This is a genomic window from Hyalangium ruber (assembly GCF_034259325.1).
Classification (GTDB): Bacteria; Myxococcota; Myxococcia; order Myxococcales; family Myxococcaceae; genus Hyalangium_A; species Hyalangium_A rubrum.
Genome location: NZ_JAXIVS010000004.1, coordinates 534,916 through 550,474 on the forward strand (window position 1 = coordinate 534,916; position 15,559 = coordinate 550,474).

A 15,559-nucleotide genomic window follows, 5' to 3' on the forward strand; every position below is an offset into this window, starting at 1 on the left:
CCGCCCGCCCCCATGGCGCTGCTCGACGCCCAGACGCTGTCCCGCCTCCAGGGAGTGAAGCTGCGCGCCCGCGCGGTCATGGAGGGCGTGCTGTCCGGCCTCCACAAGAGCCCCCACCAGGGCCAGAGCGTGGAGTTCGCCGAGCACAAGGAGTACGCCCCCGGCGACGAGCTGCGCCACCTCGACTGGAAGGCCTACGGCAAGTTCGACAAGTACTACGTCAAGCGCTTCGAGCACGAGACGAACCTGCGCTCCGTCATGGTGGTGGATGCCTCCGCCTCCATGGGCTACCGCAGCGGCGCCCTCTCCAAGCTCGAGGTGGCCACCACCCTGGCGGGCGCGCTGTGCTACCTGCTCGTGCGCCAGCAGGACGCGGCGGGCCTCGCCGTCATGGCGGGCGGCGGCTTCAAGGACGTGCCCCCGCGCGCCTCCGCCGGCCACCTCAACGTGCTGCTGGATGCGCTGGAGCACGCCCAGGCCAACGGCTCCACGGACCTCGCGGGCGCCGCCGACCACCTCGCCGAGGTGCTGCCGCGTCGCTCCACCGTCTTCGTCCTCTCGGACCTCTTGGATGACCGCCAGGACGCGCTCAAGCGCATCCTCGCCCTGCGCCAGCGAAAGAACGACGTGGCGCTCTTCCACGTGGTGGACCCCGCGGAGCTGAGCTTCCCCTTCGATGACCCGACCCTCTTCCTGGACATGGAAGGAGATGGGCGCATCGAGGTGAACCCGCGTGAAATCAAGGAGAGCTACCTGGAGGAGTTCAACGCCTTCCTGGCCAGCGTGAAGAGCGCGTGCGCCGAGGCGGACGTGGACTACGAGCTGGTGCGCACCGACGAGCGCCTGGACGAGGTGCTGCTGCGCTTCCTGGGGCGGCGTGGGAGGCGGCGATGACGTTCGGCAACCCGTGGATGCTGCTGGGCGCACTGGGCGCGCTCATCCCCCTGCTGGTCCACCTGTTCGACCGGCGGAGGCCGCGCCCGCACCCCTTCCCGCCCATGGCCTTCGTGCTGCGCAGCCAGAAGCGCACCGCCAGCCGCCTCAAGCTCAAGCGGCTGCTGCTCTACATGCTGCGCACCCTCATCCTGCTGGCCATCCCCTTTGCCCTGGCCCGGCCGGAGTTGCGCCAGGACGCGCAGGCCGCCGCCACCGCCAAGGGCCCCGCCGCCACCGCCGTGGTGCTGGATGCCTCGCTCTCCATGCGCTGGGCCGACGGCACCTCGCTCTTCGAGCAGGGACGGGACGAGGCGCGCGACGCCCTCAAGGACCTGCTGGCCGAGGAGCCCGCCACGGTGCTGGTGTGTACCGACAACCCCGCCGCGCCTCCTCCGCCTGGCTTCGATCGCGCCCGCCTGCGCGCCCTCATCGACGAGGCGAAGCCCACCTACGCCGCCGCGGACCTCTCGCGCTGCATGGACATGGCCGCGCGCGCTCTCGAGGAGAACCCCATGCCGGGCAAGCGGCTGGTGCTCGTCTCGGACATGACGGCCTCCGCGCTGCGGCTCGAGGCGCCCGCGCCCGCCGTGAAGGACCCCACCGGCAAGCTGGTGCGCCCCGAGGTGGTGCTGCGCGATGTGGCCGCCGGCGAGGAGGCGCTGCCCAACCACGCCTTGGTGGACTTGAAGATCGAACCCGCGCTGCAGGCGGGGCCGCGCTCCTTCCAGTTCACCTTCACGGTGAAGAACTTCGGCCCCAACCCCATCCGGGACCTGGAGGCCGCGGTGCGCACCGGCGAGTCCACGCTGGCCAAGGGCTTCGTGGAGGTGCCCGCCAACGGCACCGCGCAGAAGGCGCTCACGGTGCGCTTCCCCCAGGGCGGCACCGTGGAGGGCGAGGTGACGCTGGCGGCCGACGCGCTGCCCGACGACGACCGCCGCGCCTTCGTGCTGCCGGTGCCCCGCGCGCTCAAGGCGCTCATCGTCAACGGCTCTCCGCACGCCACGCGCTACCGCGACGAGGCCTTCTTCGTGGAGGCGGCCCTGTCCGCCCCGGGCTCGCCCGTGGAGGTGGAGCTGAGGGATACGGACGCCGGCCTGCGCGAGGACTTCTCCGCGTATGACCTGGTGCTGCTGCTCAACGTGCCCGCTCCCGGCAAGGAAGAGGCGGAGCGCCTGGGCTCCTTCGTGGCGTCGGGCGGCGGCCTCTTCATCAGCGTGGGCGACCGGGTGGACCCCGACGCGTACAATGGCCGGCTCGGCGCGCTGCTGCCCCGGCCGCTGCGGCTGGTGCGCACCAGCGTGGAGCGCGAGGACCCCGACTCCGAGACCAAGGCGGCGAAGCTGGCGCAGGTGCAGGTGGAGCACTCGCTCTTCTCGCCCTTCACTGGCCGCGCCGAAGAGGGCCTCGTGGGCGCCCGCTTCTACCGCTACATGCTGCTGGAGGCCGACAACCCCGGGGCCTCCGGCGCAAGCCAGGTGCTGGCCACCTATGAGGATGGCGCGCCCGCGGTGGCCGTGGCCCGGCGGGGCAAGGGCCGCGTGGCGCTCTTCACCAGCACCGTGGACCGAGACTGGAGTGACTTCGCCATCCGCACGAGCTTCCTGCCGCTGATGCAGCGCTTCGCCGCCTACCTCACCGGCTCACTGGAGGAGCGCGAGGAGCAGCGCGTACGCGTCGGCGAGACGGTGACGCTGCGGCCCGAGAGCGGGCAGAGCCTCGCCTCGGTGCGCGCCCCCAGCGGCGCCGAGGTGCCCGTGAAGGCCCAGCAGGATGGCACCGTGGTGGCCGGCCCGCTGGCCGAGCCGGGCGTGTACGCGGCGCTGGCCGCTGACGGCAAGCCCCTGCAGGCGCTCGACTTCGCCGTGACGCTGGACCCCGCCGAGAGCGACCTCACCCGCATCCCCCCCGACACGCTCACCGCCTACTTCGGCGAGGAGACGGTGAAGGCCTCCAGCGGGGACGCCGAGCGCCCGAAGGTGCCGCTGTGGACGTGGCTCATCGTCGCCGCGTGCGCCGCCTTCTTCCTGGAGGGCACCCTGCTGCGCAAGTAGCCGATCTTCGCTCCCAACGCGGCAACTCGGCCTCGGCGGCCAGCCAGGCGAGCGACTTGGGAGTCGTTGAGAACTGGTAGCCCCGCCGAAATGGGTTCTAGTGGACCTTGGCAGAGGTGTTATGCCACCTGATTGGAACCCGGCACCGTGGCGACGCGCGAGCAGCCAGCTCTTAAGTCCTCCCCGGCCATGGCCCCTCTGGCCGTGACCGAGCCGTCGCGTGCCAACCCTCCCGCGCAGGCGCCGCGGACCTCGGGGCCGCAGCGCCTGTGGACGTCCCCTGTTGGACATTATGCCCTGGCGCTCCTGAGCGTCCTGGGGGCGCTGCTGCTCCAGAAGGCCTTCTGGCCCTTCATGTCCAATAGCCCGTTCCTGTTCTTCTACGGGGCCATCGTGCTGGCTGGCTGGTGGGGCAGGTGGGGACCGGCCCTGGTGGCCACCGCGCTGTCCATGCTGGCAGTGGACTACTTCTTCCTGCCGCCCCATGACGCGTTCCAGCTGCAACCCGGGGACATGGTCTCCCTGGGCATCTTCCTGGTGCTGTCGCTGCTCGTCACCCGGCTGAACGTGGCCCTGCGCAGGACGGATGCCGAGCGCAACCAGCTCCTGGAGCGAGAGCGCGCGGCCCGCACCGAGGCGGAGATCGAGCGAAGTCGGCTCCAGAGCCTGCTCATGCAGGCGCCCGCCTGCGTCGCGTTGCTGCGAGGGCCACAGCACGTCTACACGCTGTCCAACCCGCTGAACGACACGTTGTTTGGCAATCGCAAGCTGCTGGGCAGGGGCGTCCGCGAGGCCCTGCCCGACGCCGAGCGCCAGGGGCTGGTGGACATCCTCGACAGCGTCTACTCCACGGGAGAGCCCTTCATCGGCCGAGAGATGTCCTTGAAGTTCCTCCAACCCGAAGGCGGGGACAAGGAGGTGTGGCTGGACGTCATCTACCAGGCGATGCGGGATGCGCGCGGGACGATCGACGGCATCGCCTGCTTCGGCGTCGACATCACCGCCTCGGTGCGCGCCCGCCGGGAGGCCGAGGCGCTGGCCGCCGAGCTCAAGCGCAGCGAGGAGCGCTACCGGACCTTCGTCAGCCAGAGCAGCGAGGGCATCTTCCGCGTCGAGACCGTGGAGCCGGTCTCCACCTCCACGCCCGAGGAGCAGCAGGTCGATGACATGCTGCGCCTGGGCTACGTGGCCGAGTGCAACGACGCCATGGCGCGCATGTATGGCCTCGAGGGCGCCAGCGCGCTGGTGGGAGCCCGGCTGGAGCAGCTGCTCGTGCGCGAGGACCCGCGCAACATCGAGTACATGCGGTCCTTCATCCGCAATGGCTACCGGATAGAAAACTCGGTCTCCCACGAGATGGACCACAACGGGAATCCGAAGATCATCGTCAACAACCTCATCGGCATGGTGCGGGAGGGCGCGCTCATCGCGGCCTGGGGCATCCAGCGCGACATCACCCAGCAACGGCAGGCGGAGGAGGCTCGAGCGCGCGCGGCGGCCAACGCGCGCTTCCTGGCCGAGGCGAGCGCCGTGATGGCCTCCTCGCTGGACTATGAGGCCACCCTGCGCAACCTGGCGCGGCTCGCAGTGCCCGCGCTCGCAGACTGGTGCGTCATCGACCTGCAGCAGCCAGACGGGGCGTTCCGGCGGGTGGAGGTGACCACCGCCACGGAGGAGGACGCCGCGCTCGCGCAGCGGATGAAGGACTTCGGGCTCATGCCGGACGGCAACGTCCAGCATCCGCCCACCCAGGCCCTCCTCGAGGGCAAGGCGCTGCTCATCGAGAACTTCACCGCCGAGAGCATCCGGGCGCGGACGCACAGCGCGGAGCATGCCGAGGTGCTGCTCGCCACCCAGGTGCGCTCCCTCATCTGCGTGCCCCTGGAGGTGCGCGGGCGCGTGCTCGGCGTGCTCAGCTTCCTCACCTCGCGCTCGGGCCGGCGGTACACCGCCGAGGACCTCACCTATATGGAGGAGCTGGCGCGCCGCGCGGCCCTCTCCGTGGAGAACGCACGGCTCTACCGCGAGGCCCAGGAGGCCATCCGCCTGCGCGACGAGTTCCTCTCCATCGCCAGCCATGAGCTGAAGACGCCGCTCACGCCGCTGAGCCTGAAGTTGCAGATGCTCTCGCGCGAGGTGCGCAAGCAGCCCGACTCGCCGCTGCGCAGGTCCGTGGAGGACTATGTCGCCATTGGCACCCGCCAGGTGAAGAAGCTGTCGGAGCTGGTGAGCGACCTGCTGGACGTGACGCGCATCTCTGGCGGCAAGCTGCGGCTGGAGTTCGAGGACGTGGACCTGACGACGATCGTCCGCGAGGTGGTGGGGCGCTACGAGCCCGAGGCGGCGCGGCTCGGCACCTCGCTCTCGCTGGAGGCCCAGGGGGTGGTGGTCGGCCACTGGGACCGGCTCCGCCTGGAGCAGGTCGTCACCAACCTCATCGACAATGCCCTCAAGTACGGCGCCGGCAAGCCGGTGGACGTGCGCCTGCGGGTGAGCGAAGGCAAGGCGTGCCTGCTCGTGCGGGATGAGGGCATCGGCATCGCGCCCGAGTACCTGCCTCGCATCTTCGGCCGCTTCGAGCGCGCCGTGTCCGAGCGCCACTACGGGGGCCTGGGGCTGGGGCTCTACATCACTCGCACCATCATCGAGGCGATGGGCGGCCACATCCAGGTCGAGAGCCAGCCGGGCCAGGGCTCCACCTTCACGGTGGAGCTACCTTTGGATCCGCGCACCGTCGCCGCCCCCGAGCCTCCCTCCGCCTGAGCGTGAGGGCTGGGGTGACTCAGGTGCCCTCGCCGGGCCCCTGTGAAGGCGTTCCGCCGAGCCGGGAGACGTAGGAGACCGCGGGGCTCGCGCCGCGCCGACCCGGTGTGCCCGGACGCTGGGGACGGGCTCCGCGATGGCCCTGGGCCTCGCTCTGTCGCGGGGGGCCCCGGTGGCCCTGCGATTCACCGTGACGAGGGCCTCCCCGGTGACCTTGTGCCTCACCCTGGCGGGGGCCTCCTCGGTGACCTTGCGCATCACCGTGGCGCTGCGCCGCGGGGGGGCCATGGGGCTCCCCCTGGTGCGGCGCACCTCCCTGGCCTCGGGCCTCTCCATGCCGGGGCATGCCCCGAGGGCCTCGTGACTCACCGTTGCGGGGCGCTCCCCGGTGCCGCTGCTCACCGTGCCGGGACGCTCCTCCATGGCCCCGCGGCTCGCCCGAGTGGGACGCTGCCGGGTGACCTTGCCGCTCACCGTGGTGCGCCGCGCTGGGGTGGCCTTGCTGCTCAGCGTGCCGGGGCGTGCCGGATTGCCCCTGCTGCTCAGCGTGCCGAGGCGTGCCGGATTGCCTCTGCTGCTCACCGTGGCGCGGGCCTCCGTGGCGCCCCTGCGACTCCCGGTGACGAGACCCTCCAGGGGGGTTCTGCTGCTCCCCGTGGCGGTGGGCGCCTTGCCGGCCGCCGTGCTCCCCGGTGTGGCGCGGTGAGCCTCCGTGGCCGTGCGACTCCCCGTGACGAGGAGCCCCTTCCGGACGCTGAGGCCTGCCGCCATGCCGCTCCCCGCCCCGCTGCCCCTTCGTCTCGGGCACGGCGCGGCCGGTGGGCTCGAAGTCCGGCGTCAGCTCGCGCCGCACGTAGGCCCGCCAGATCTCCGCCGCGTCCCCCGCACGCCCCAGCAGGCTCCGGTCCTGGTCGGCGAAGAAGAGGCGCAGGTTGTCCAGGTCACGCTTGAAGAAGAACTCCGCCCGACTGTTGGCCGACGCGGAGACGATCTGCGGAAAGTCGATGATGGTGGGCCCGTTGGCGCCGAGCAGGATGTTGTACGCGCTCAGGTCGCCATGGATGATGTCGCAGCAGAGCATCTTCACCGCTTGCTGCCGCAGGTCCCGGTAGTACTCGTTGGCGCTCTCCGGCGTGAACAGCCCGTCGATGAGGCGCGCGGCGGGCTGACCCTCCACGTCGACCACCAGCTCCATCAACAGCACGCCCTCGTAGAACATCACCGGCGCGGGCACACGCACGCCGGCCGTGTACAGCTTGGAGAGCGCCTCGGACTCGGCCGTCTTCCACGCGTCCTCGGCGGCCTCCTGCCCGAAGCGGCTGCCCTTCTCCATGGCCCGCCGGGTGCGGCTGTTGCGAACCAGCCGCCCTTCCTTGTAGCCGGAGTTGTTCTTGAAATTGCGCTGGGTGCGCTCTTTGTAGATCTTCGCCGCCACGTACTGGTCGCCGTGAGTGGCGATGTACACGTCGGCCTCCTTGCCACTCTTGAGGCGGGCCACCACCTCATCAATCACACCATCGGCGAGGAGAACCTCGAGCGCTTCATGCATGCCCTCTGGTTCTACCACGCCCGAGGTGCTCTCCGTGGCCACAGATCCGCAGGATTCTTCCCTACCCGCCACGGTGGCCTGTCGGGCCGCTCGGACGCCACTCCCTCGCCCACCTGCTTGCAGGTAAATGCAGAATGACGCATAGCGTCAAAGATATGCCTTTCCGCGCGTTGCGGCGGTGGCGGCCGGTCCTTATGTCGGAGGCTCCCGTCTAGAATGTCTGGACCTCCCGGAGGGCACCCGCATGCAGAGCACTGGCTCCACGGCCTCGGCTTCCGCCTCCCCCCGCCGTAACGTCACCTACACCATCCATGCGAAGGACACCCTGGGCTCCATCGCCAAAGCCAAGCTGGGGGATGTGCGTCGGTGGACGGAGATCGCCGCGCTCAACAAGGACATCCTCCCGGACCCCAACCGGCTGCCCGTGGGCATGACGATCGAGCTGCCTCCGGTGAACCCCGCGCAGGCGCCGCTGCAGCCCCCGCCCGTGCGCGGCATCTTCTGGCCCGAGCGCTTCCCGGGCAAGGCGGCGCTCACCTTCGATGACGGGCCGCACCCGGTGAACACCCCCAAGGTGCTGGACGCGCTCAAGGGCGCGGGTGCCAAGGCCACCTTCTTCGTGCTGGGGAAGAAGGCGCGCGAGTACCCGGCGCTGATCCGCCGCATCGTCGCCGAGGGCCACAGCCTGGGGAACCACAGCGAGAACCACCCCGACTACGTCAAGGTGGACCGGGCCGAGGTGGTGCGGCAGCTCGCCGCGACACAGGCGGCGGTGGACGCGGCGCTGGGGCGCTCCTACCCGCTGTGGCAGGTACGGCCGCCGTACGGTTCGATGGACTCCGTGGTGAAGGACGTCATCCACGCCCAGGGGCAGATGGCGGTGCTGTGGAACGTGGACTCGTGGGACTGGCGCCACCGCAACGCCGACTCGCGCATCCTGTCGAGCATCTTCGCCGTGCCGGGCGGCGTGCAGTCCACCGGCGGTGCCATCCTCTTCCACGACATCCACCCGCAGACGGTGCGCGTGCTGGGCGAGGTGCTCACCCGGCTCAAGCGTCACGGGCTCGCCGTCGTGAAGACCGACGAGTTGCTGCGCCAGAAGTACCCCGAGGCCGCACCGCCCGCCGTGGCCTGAGCCCGGGCGGAGGCTCAAGGCCCGGAAGGGGATGGCGGCGGCGTCTCGCTCGTGAAGGTGTTCATCCAGGCGCGCAGGGCTTCCGGCTCCAGCGGCAGGTCATCCGGCCAGAGCCGGATGCTGCCGTCCTGTCCCGTGGAGACGAGGCGCTTGCCGTCCGGGAAGAAGACCACCGCCTCCACCTGCCCGGTGTGGCCTCGCAGCGCGCGGCTCTCGCCGGTGGCCACGTCCCACAGCCGCACGGTCTTGTCGAGGCTCGCCGAGGCCAGGCGCGTCCCATCGGGCGAGAAGGCCAGGCCCAGCACATCGCCTTGATGCGCCCTCAGCTCGCGGCGCGGCGCTCCCGTCCGCCCGTCCCAGAGCATCACGCGCCCATCCTTCAGGTTGCGGCTGGCCACCACGTCGCCCAGAGGCGAGTAGCGCACCTCCACGACGTCCCCACCGCCCGTGTTCTGGTGCAGGCTCTGGCCACTGCCCAGGTCCCAGAACACGAGCTGATCCATTCCTCCCATGACGAGGTGATGGCCGTCCGGGGAGAAGGCCACCGCGCGCACGGCGCCCTTGTGACCGGGCAGGGGGTGGGACTCGCCCGTCACTACGTTCCACAGTCGCACCGTGCCGTCATCGCCCGCGGAGGCAAGGCTGCCGCCATCGGGTGAGAACGCGAGCTGCCACACCTTCGCCCCGTGGGCTCCAAGCCGGCGTCCCTTGCCCGAGGCGGGCCTCCACAGCCACACGTCCCCCTTCTCATCCGCGGTGGCGAGGCTCCCGCCGTCCCCGGAGAAGGTGACGGTCGTGATGGGGGCCTCATGTCCCAGCAGGGGTGGCTGCGCGCTTCCGGTGGCGGACACGTACAGGTGAACCCGGCCATCCAGTCCCCCCGCGGCCAGCCACTGACCGTCCGGGGAGAAGCTCATCGCGTCCGGAGCGAAGCCGGGTGCCTCCAAGAGGGCTTTGCCCGAGGAGTCCTCGAGCAGCCGCAGCTCTCCCTGCTCGGACAGCGCGGCCAGCCGTTGGCCGTCGGAGGAGAGCACCAGCGAGCCCTGGGGACCCTCGCCCGCCGAGAGCACGTGGTGGGTCTTCGTCTCCATGGAGAAGAGGCGCAACTGCCCATTGAAGCTGGCCACGGCCAGGTGCCGGTCATCCGGCGAGAACAGGACGAGGTGAGCCTGTTGCCGGGGCCCTCGCAGCACGCGGAACTCTCCGGTCTCCAGCTCCCAGAGGATCGCCGTCCGGTCGGCGCTCGCCGAGGCGAGGTAGCGGCCATCCGAGGTGACATCCAGGCTGTTGACGAGCCCTTCATGGTGGCTGAGCTCCCGCGTCTGGCGCGTCGTCTGGTTCCACAGCCGGATCACCCCCTCCTGGGTGCCAATCGCCACCCAGGGTGTGCCCGGCACGAAAGTAAGCGCCGTGCCGATCCCCAGGTTCCGCGCCAGCCGCTGCCCCTGGCTGGCTCCGGGCGTCCATGCGTGGAGCTCTCCCTGGGTATCCACCGTGAAGAGGCGACCGTCCGGGGAGAATGTCCCCACCGTTGGCCGGACCTGCGTCCACAGCTGAAAGGACCCTTGCTCCACGTTCCCCAGGGCCGAAGCGGCGTTGCGGTGGCCTCGCACGAACACCCATGAGCCCAGCGGCGACGCCACCAGCTCCTCGATGCCCTCGACCCCCGTGTGGAACGTGCGGGCCTGCCCCGTGACCAGGTCCCAGGAATGAAGCACGTCATCCGTCTGGGTGGCGGCGAGCAGGCACCGGCCCTGGCAGCCCAAGGTGATCGCCGACACGGGCCCCGGCAGCGTCGAGAGGACCTTGACCTCCTGGGTGGTGGGGCTCCACTGGCGCAGGACGCCTTGTCTGTCGCTGGAGAGGAAGCCCTGGCCTCCCGGGAGCACCCGGATGCGCCACACCTCGTCTTCGTGCCCCTGCAACAGGAGCGGCGCCCTGCCCTGCTCGAGGGCCCAGACGCGCAGCGTACGGTCGTCGCTGGCGGAGACGAGCGCCTTGCCATCGTCCGTGAAGGCGATGTCATTGATGTGCTGGGTGTGACCGCGCAACACGGTGACGAAGCCATGGGCCTGGGCGTCCGCTGCGATCGTCCGCGCGGCGGACCAGCGCTCGAAGTCGGGCGGCAGCTGCCGGAGCGGCTCGAGGGCTTCGTTGGGGGCCTCCTCCACGGTCGCCCGCGCCTTGGTCAGCAGGAGCTCATCGGTCTGGGCCCGCGCCTGCCGCCGGGCCTCATGGGCGGCGTCTCGCTCGGCGGAGACCCGACGGAAGCTCTCCACGCCCAGGGTGGCGAGCAGCAGCAGGGCCACCGCCGTAACCGACACCGCGGCCCGGTAGCGCCGCACGAAGCGGCGCACCAGCTCCATCCGCGAATACGCGTACGCCCCGACGATCTGTCCCGTCTGGAAGCGCCGCAAGTCCTCCGCCATCTCGCGCGCGGTGGGGTAGCGCTCGGCGGGCTGGCGCGCCATCGCCTTGGTCACGATGGCCAGCAGGTCCCTCGGGATGAAGTCCTGGAGGCTGGCGAGCAGGGGCGGCGGGCCGCTCATCACCCGCGCCAGGACCTGATCCGAGGTCTCCCCCTCATAAGGACGGGAGCCCGCGAGCAGGTGATAGAGGATGGCGCCCAGGGAATAGACGTCGGCACGCTCGTCCACGGGCTGGCCCGCGGCCTGCTCCGGTGGCATGTACGCGGGAGTCCCCATCACCGTGCCGACACGGGTCAGGCCTCCATCCATGGAGTTGCCCCCGGCAGAGCGGGCATCCGGAGCGGCGGGGCTCTCCGTGCGGGAGAGATCCTTGGCCAGACCCCAGTCGATGACCACCGTCTCACCGAACCCTCCCACCAGGACGTTGGCGGGCTTGAGGTCGCGGTGGATGATCCGCTCGGAGTGGGCATAGGCCATGGCCTCGGCCACCGCCAACACATGAGGCAAGAGGGCCAGCCGCTCCTCCAGCGTCCGGGGCTCGGAGAGGACGTCCGCGAGCGAGCGTCCGGAGACGAGCTTCATCGAATAGAAGAGCTCGCCGTCGGGCCAGCGGCCCGCCTCGTACACCGGCATGATCGACGGGTGCTGCAGCCGAGCGGTGACGAGCGCCTCGGTCATGAAGCGGGACTCGGCCTCCGGAGAGGGCGAGAGCATCTGCTTGAGGGCCACGGGCCGGCCGAGCCTCAGGTCCCGGGCGCGGAGGATGCGGCCGATGCCGCCGTGCGCGAGCTCTCCCTCCACGAGGTAATACGCGGGGTCCACCATGGGCACCCGCTGGCCTGGAAGGGGATTCTCCGGGAGCACCCGAGGTGATGGCAGCGTGGCGGCATCCCCGATGCCGGAGACTTCCGGAAGCGAGGAGGGAGGCTTGGATGGGACCGACGCGTCGGTGGAGACACCCGCTTCGACGGGTCTGGCCTGACTCATGAATGCCCTCTGGGGATACGGGCGCGGAATCTAACAGGGCGACACGAACCACTCCCAGTCCCTGGAGTCCGCGGGGAAAGGGTTCCAACGCCGCGAGGCGAGCACCTCGGCCCTCCAGGCCGAGAGCCCTCCTTTCATGGGCCAGGCCCGCGTCACGGTGCTGCGACGGCTCCCCTGGAAGTTGAGCAGCAGCATGCGGTTGACCCGGTTGACGACGCTGGGCGGTGCCCCGTCGCGCAGATGGAACTCCGCGGCCTGAAGAACCCCTTGCTGCCCCTCGGGGCTCGAGGGCAGTACCTCCTCATGGACGGGCCAGAGCCCCAGCAGCGGAGGAACCACGTTCTCGAGCAGAGCGGCGTGGACCCGGTCGTGGCCGTCGAGCAGCAGCCACTTGCCGAGGAGATCCACGTAGAGCAGCAACGCGGGAGGCAACGTCCCGTCACGCGCGCGCTTGCGCCAGCTCTTCACCCGGCCGTCCTCTTCGGACGAAGGCGCGCGCAGGGGCACGACGGCCCCCTGGAACATTCCCTCTTCCGAGGGAGGCCCGTACGCCGTCCAGTCCTCCACCCAGAAGCGCTCGAAGCGCAGGATCCCTTCGAGGGAGTGCGGCGAGGAGGGAGGCTGGCCAAACCGCCACTCCATCGTACTGATGGGGTAGCGATCCGCCTCAGGGGCGCGAATGGCGCGCACCGGGCGCAAGCACCAGCGCCCCGCGTGGAGCATCGGATGTTCGGGCTGGGCCAGGGCGCGCCCCATGCGCCACATCCACGCCTCCCACCAGAGCGAGGAGTCTGGAGCATGCGTCACCTCGCGCACCTCAGACGCCGACAGCGGAGGGAGCCCCGAGGGAACTCCCGGCGCTCCCCGAAGGAAGCCGCACCGGTCCCACCAGCCGTCGATTCGCAGCCAAAGCAACGGCTGGCCTCCACTGCTCAGACGTAGCCGGTAGCCCGGCACGGCATCGAAGTGCAAAGCGGGACGTTGGGCCCAGGGGCCCTCCTGGGGAACGTCCAGCAGCAGCCCTGGACCCGCCAGGGGCAATCCCCATTCGCGCGTGTCATCGGGAGTGAAGGCCACGCTGCGGTGCATCCCCGCTCCTCCGTGAGTCGCTGCCGGTCAGGCGCTTCATCCATAGCAAATTCCCGCCTTCCGCAGCTCAGCGGCTACTCTATGAAGAGGCCCCTCTCTGCCACCGCCGTCTACCCGTGGAGTCTCCCGTGAAGGTCTACCTCGATGACGAACGTGCGACCCCCGATGGTTGGGTGGCAGCACGATGGCCAGAGGACGCCATCGCTCTGCTGGAGACCGGCCAAGTCACGGCGATCAGCCTCGACCACGATCTCGGAGATGACCTCCACGGGACTGGATATGACGTCCTGTGCTGGATCGAAGCCGCCGTGGCGACGCGCGGTTTCATCCCTCCGCGCATCTCCATTCATTCGGCAAACCCTTCGGCCAGGCAGAAGATGCAGTTGGCCGTCGAGCGGATCGACCGCTTCCTGAAGCCCTGACCGGCAACAACCCTCGTCGCGCTGTTGCCGACCCTTTCAACGGCCCCCCGGGCTCATGCCCCCTTGTCGAGCAACTCCAGGTTGTGTCGGCACTCCGAGTTGTTGGGTTCCGCGCGGAGGCAGGCGCGGAAGTCGTCCTTCGCTTCCTCCAGCCGGCCAGCTCTCGCGTAGGCCACGCCCCGGTGGAAGCGGTAGAGCGGGTGGTCCGGCACCAGGAGCACTGCGGCATCCAGTTGCGTGATGGCCTCCTCGAGGTCTCCGGCCTCCAGCCTCAGGACACCCAGCAGGTCCCGCGCATCCGCCAGGGATGGGTTCGAGGCGAGCAGTTGCCGCAGCTGCTTCTCCGACTCGTCGGGCCGATCCGTGAGCTTCAGCAGCCGCGCGAGGTTCCAGCGCGCCTCGGCGTAGTCCGGGTTCACCTCCAGCGCGCGGCGAAAGTATTTCTCGGCGGAGGCGTAGCTTTTCTCCTCCAGATCCAACATGCCGAGGTTGTTGTAGGCCTGCGCGAACTCCGGGTTGTGGCGCAGCGCTTGGATGAAGAACTCCCGCGCCCGTGCCTTGTCGTCCTGGCAATACAAGGAGATGAGTCCCTTGTTGGCCAGCGCCTCTGGATAGTCCGGGGAGAACTCGAGCGCGTGATCACAATAGGCCTCCGCGGTCTTGCAGTCCCGTGCGTTGAGGGACTCCACGCAGGCGTTGTTGTGACCGACGGCATTCGGGTGTGGGAGCTTCCGGCTCAGACAGCCGGCGAGAAGGAGCACTGGGAGCACGGCCAGAGAACGCATCCTTCCACTGTAGACTGCTCCCTGACGCATTGACGATGCCAGCGCCTCGGACCCAGGCTGGAGCGCACCCAGGAGGAACGGATGAGACGGAAGGACGCGCTGCTCTTCACCGGGATGATGCTGCTCACCCAGCAGGCCTCGGGAGCGGAAGGGTTCCGCGCCATCCTGGCCTCCGAGGCAGCGCCGGGACACACCCGCTACGAGACGGTGCAGGTCGATACGAGCGGCAAGGTCCAGCGCCGGGCGGGGATCGTCCTCCTGGTGGACGGCAAGCCCCAGGAGCTTCAGGTGTCCACGGTCTCCGGCCCCCAGAAGTGTGGCAAGACGAGCGAGGGCTTCATCCAGAACCGCTTCCACCTCGTGCCCGTGGGAGGAGGCGCCGGCCGGGAGCTGCTACCTCCAAAGAAGGACTGCCACGAGGAGAGCCGCATGCGCACCGGCCCCATCACCGCCATCGCCGGGCCCTACCTGAGCCTCGATGCGGGCGGGCAGGTGCGCATCCCTGTCCCGGAGACGATCGATCTTCGCACGGGCAAGTCCGTGCCCATGGCGAGCCTGAATCCCCAGTTCCCCACCCTGGCCCGCCAGGCCTTCGATGCACTCGAGCGCGACTGCATCCGCTTCGACCCCAAGCTGCGGTACGGACTGCACTGGAACGACTCGTACCAGCTCGCGGTCTACATCTACTGGAGGCGCCCCGAGGAGTACTGCGAGGACGGAAAGGAAGAAGCCCCCAACGGAGAGCTGCTCCTCACCCAGGGGCCGCTTCGGGCGTATGGCGCCGAGCCCGCGACGCTCAAGGGCAAGGCGGGCGAGATCTTCATCGCCGAGGACCGCTCTCTGATGGCAGAGCTAGGGGGTAAGGCCATCGAGCTGGCCTCCGATGCCAATCTGGTGGGCTGGGAAGCCGATGCGAACCTGCCTCCAGAGGCGTTCGCGCCAGCTGCCTCGCTGGCCGCCGAGGAACGACTGGTGGAGGGAATACTGGCCGAGGTCCCCCTGGCTCCCTCTCGCAGCGAGGAGTTGCTGCGCGATGCGGAGAAGCAGCTGAAGCGCCTGGAGTCCCTGGGCTCGACGCAGGTGGCTTCCTTGAGGGCGCGCCTCGATGCCGCGGCGCACCCGCTGCGCGGAGCGACGGTGGAGTTGCTCGACGCGGGCGCGGGCTCCGAGCGGCTGGATGCACTGCAGCAGAAGCTCGAAGCCGAGGGAGCCCGGGTGGTCAAGCGGGGCCCGGCCCAGAGTCCCCGCAAGTTCGATGCCTACTACCTCGTCCTGCCCGATACCCTGCTCGGCAGGGCCTTCGCCAAGCTGGCCGACGTCCGGTCATCGGAGCTCCGGAGCCTGGACTGGCAGAGCCCTGGCCAGATCGTGGTGGTGCTGGGAGGGAAACCTTGACGGGGCTCGTGCGCT

Annotated in this window: 10 protein-coding genes; 6 read left to right on the forward strand and 4 right to left on the reverse strand. The window is 69.8% G+C overall.

The annotated features are described in order from the left end of the window. Nucleotides 1–12 precede the first annotated feature (12 nt). From SYV04_RS14375 to SYV04_RS14385, 3 genes are all read left to right on the forward strand, one after another. Nucleotides 13–894: a DUF58 domain-containing protein gene (locus SYV04_RS14375; RefSeq protein WP_321546313.1), complete on the forward strand. Its 882-nt coding sequence runs from the start codon at nucleotides 13–15 to the stop codon at nucleotides 892–894. Beyond that, entirely contained in the window at nucleotides 891–2,990 is a 2,100-nt protein-coding gene (locus tag SYV04_RS14380) for a BatA domain-containing protein (protein ID WP_321546314.1), read from the forward strand. Before SYV04_RS14375 ends, SYV04_RS14380 begins: the two co-directional genes overlap by 4 nt. Nucleotides 2,991–3,179: 189 nt before the next feature. After that, nucleotides 3,180–5,753, forward strand: a complete 2,574-nt coding sequence (locus SYV04_RS14385; protein WP_321546315.1) for an ATP-binding protein — start codon at nucleotides 3,180–3,182, stop codon at nucleotides 5,751–5,753. A 19-nt stretch (nucleotides 5,754–5,772) separates the two neighbouring features. Here the strand turns inward: SYV04_RS14385 and SYV04_RS14390 are convergent, their stop codons facing one another. Beyond that, nucleotides 5,773–7,302: an RIO1 family regulatory kinase/ATPase domain-containing protein gene (locus SYV04_RS14390; protein ID WP_321546316.1), complete on the reverse strand. Its 1,530-nt coding sequence runs from the start codon at nucleotides 7,300–7,302 to the stop codon at nucleotides 5,773–5,775. 244 nt (nucleotides 7,303–7,546) lie between these two features. On the opposite strand from SYV04_RS14390, the gene SYV04_RS14395 reads away from it, so the two are divergent. Continuing rightward, complete coding sequence (locus tag SYV04_RS14395) at nucleotides 7,547–8,437, forward strand: polysaccharide deacetylase family protein (protein WP_321546317.1); 891 nt, start codon at nucleotides 7,547–7,549, stop codon at nucleotides 8,435–8,437. Between the two features lie 14 nt (nucleotides 8,438–8,451). On the opposite strand, the gene SYV04_RS14400 is transcribed toward SYV04_RS14395, so the two are convergent. Beyond that, nucleotides 8,452–11,853: a serine/threonine-protein kinase gene (locus tag SYV04_RS14400; protein ID WP_321546318.1), complete on the reverse strand. Its 3,402-nt coding sequence runs from the start codon at nucleotides 11,851–11,853 to the stop codon at nucleotides 8,452–8,454. A gap of 30 nt (nucleotides 11,854–11,883) precedes the next feature. After that, nucleotides 11,884–12,942: a hypothetical protein gene (locus SYV04_RS14405; RefSeq protein ID WP_321546319.1), complete on the reverse strand. Its 1,059-nt coding sequence runs from the start codon at nucleotides 12,940–12,942 to the stop codon at nucleotides 11,884–11,886. Nucleotides 12,943–13,070: 128 nt separating this feature from the next. On the opposite strand from SYV04_RS14405, the gene SYV04_RS14410 reads away from it, so the two are divergent. Next, nucleotides 13,071–13,364: a cyclic-phosphate processing receiver domain-containing protein gene (locus SYV04_RS14410; RefSeq protein ID WP_321546320.1), complete on the forward strand. Its 294-nt coding sequence runs from the start codon at nucleotides 13,071–13,073 to the stop codon at nucleotides 13,362–13,364. A 53-nt stretch (nucleotides 13,365–13,417) separates the two neighbouring features. Here SYV04_RS14410 and SYV04_RS14415 read toward each other — a convergent pair whose 3' ends face one another. Continuing rightward, on the reverse strand, nucleotides 13,418–14,149 hold the full coding sequence (locus SYV04_RS14415) for a tetratricopeptide repeat protein (protein WP_321546321.1): 732 nt from the start codon (nucleotides 14,147–14,149) through the stop codon (nucleotides 13,418–13,420). 81 nt (nucleotides 14,150–14,230) lie between these two features. Between SYV04_RS14415 and SYV04_RS14420 the strand changes: the two genes are divergently transcribed. After that, nucleotides 14,231–15,544 (forward strand): hypothetical protein, encoded by a 1,314-nt coding sequence (locus SYV04_RS14420; RefSeq protein ID WP_321546322.1) that lies wholly within the window; start codon nucleotides 14,231–14,233, stop codon nucleotides 15,542–15,544. Nucleotides 15,545–15,559: the final 15 nt, after the last annotated feature.

Bases quoted from the DNA above. Each gene is read 5' to 3' on its own strand.
- SYV04_RS14375 (WP_321546313.1), top strand. From the start codon at position 13: ATGGCGCTGCTCGACGCCCAGACGCTGTCCCGCCTCCAGGGAGTGAAG.
- SYV04_RS14380 (WP_321546314.1), top strand. From the start codon at position 891: ATGACGTTCGGCAACCCGTGGATGCTGCTGGGCGCACTGGGCGCGCTC.
- SYV04_RS14385 (WP_321546315.1), top strand. From the start codon at position 3,180: ATGGCCCCTCTGGCCGTGACCGAGCCGTCGCGTGCCAACCCTCCCGCG.
- SYV04_RS14390 (WP_321546316.1), bottom strand. From the start codon at position 7,302: ATGCATGAAGCGCTCGAGGTTCTCCTCGCCGATGGTGTGATTGATGAG.
- SYV04_RS14395 (WP_321546317.1), top strand. From the start codon at position 7,547: ATGCAGAGCACTGGCTCCACGGCCTCGGCTTCCGCCTCCCCCCGCCGT.
- SYV04_RS14400 (WP_321546318.1), bottom strand. From the start codon at position 11,853: ATGAGTCAGGCCAGACCCGTCGAAGCGGGTGTCTCCACCGACGCGTCG.
- SYV04_RS14405 (WP_321546319.1), bottom strand. From the start codon at position 12,942: ATGCACCGCAGCGTGGCCTTCACTCCCGATGACACGCGCGAATGGGGA.
- SYV04_RS14415 (WP_321546321.1), bottom strand. From the start codon at position 14,149: ATGCGTTCTCTGGCCGTGCTCCCAGTGCTCCTTCTCGCCGGCTGTCTG.
- SYV04_RS14420 (WP_321546322.1), top strand. From the start codon at position 14,231: ATGAGACGGAAGGACGCGCTGCTCTTCACCGGGATGATGCTGCTCACC.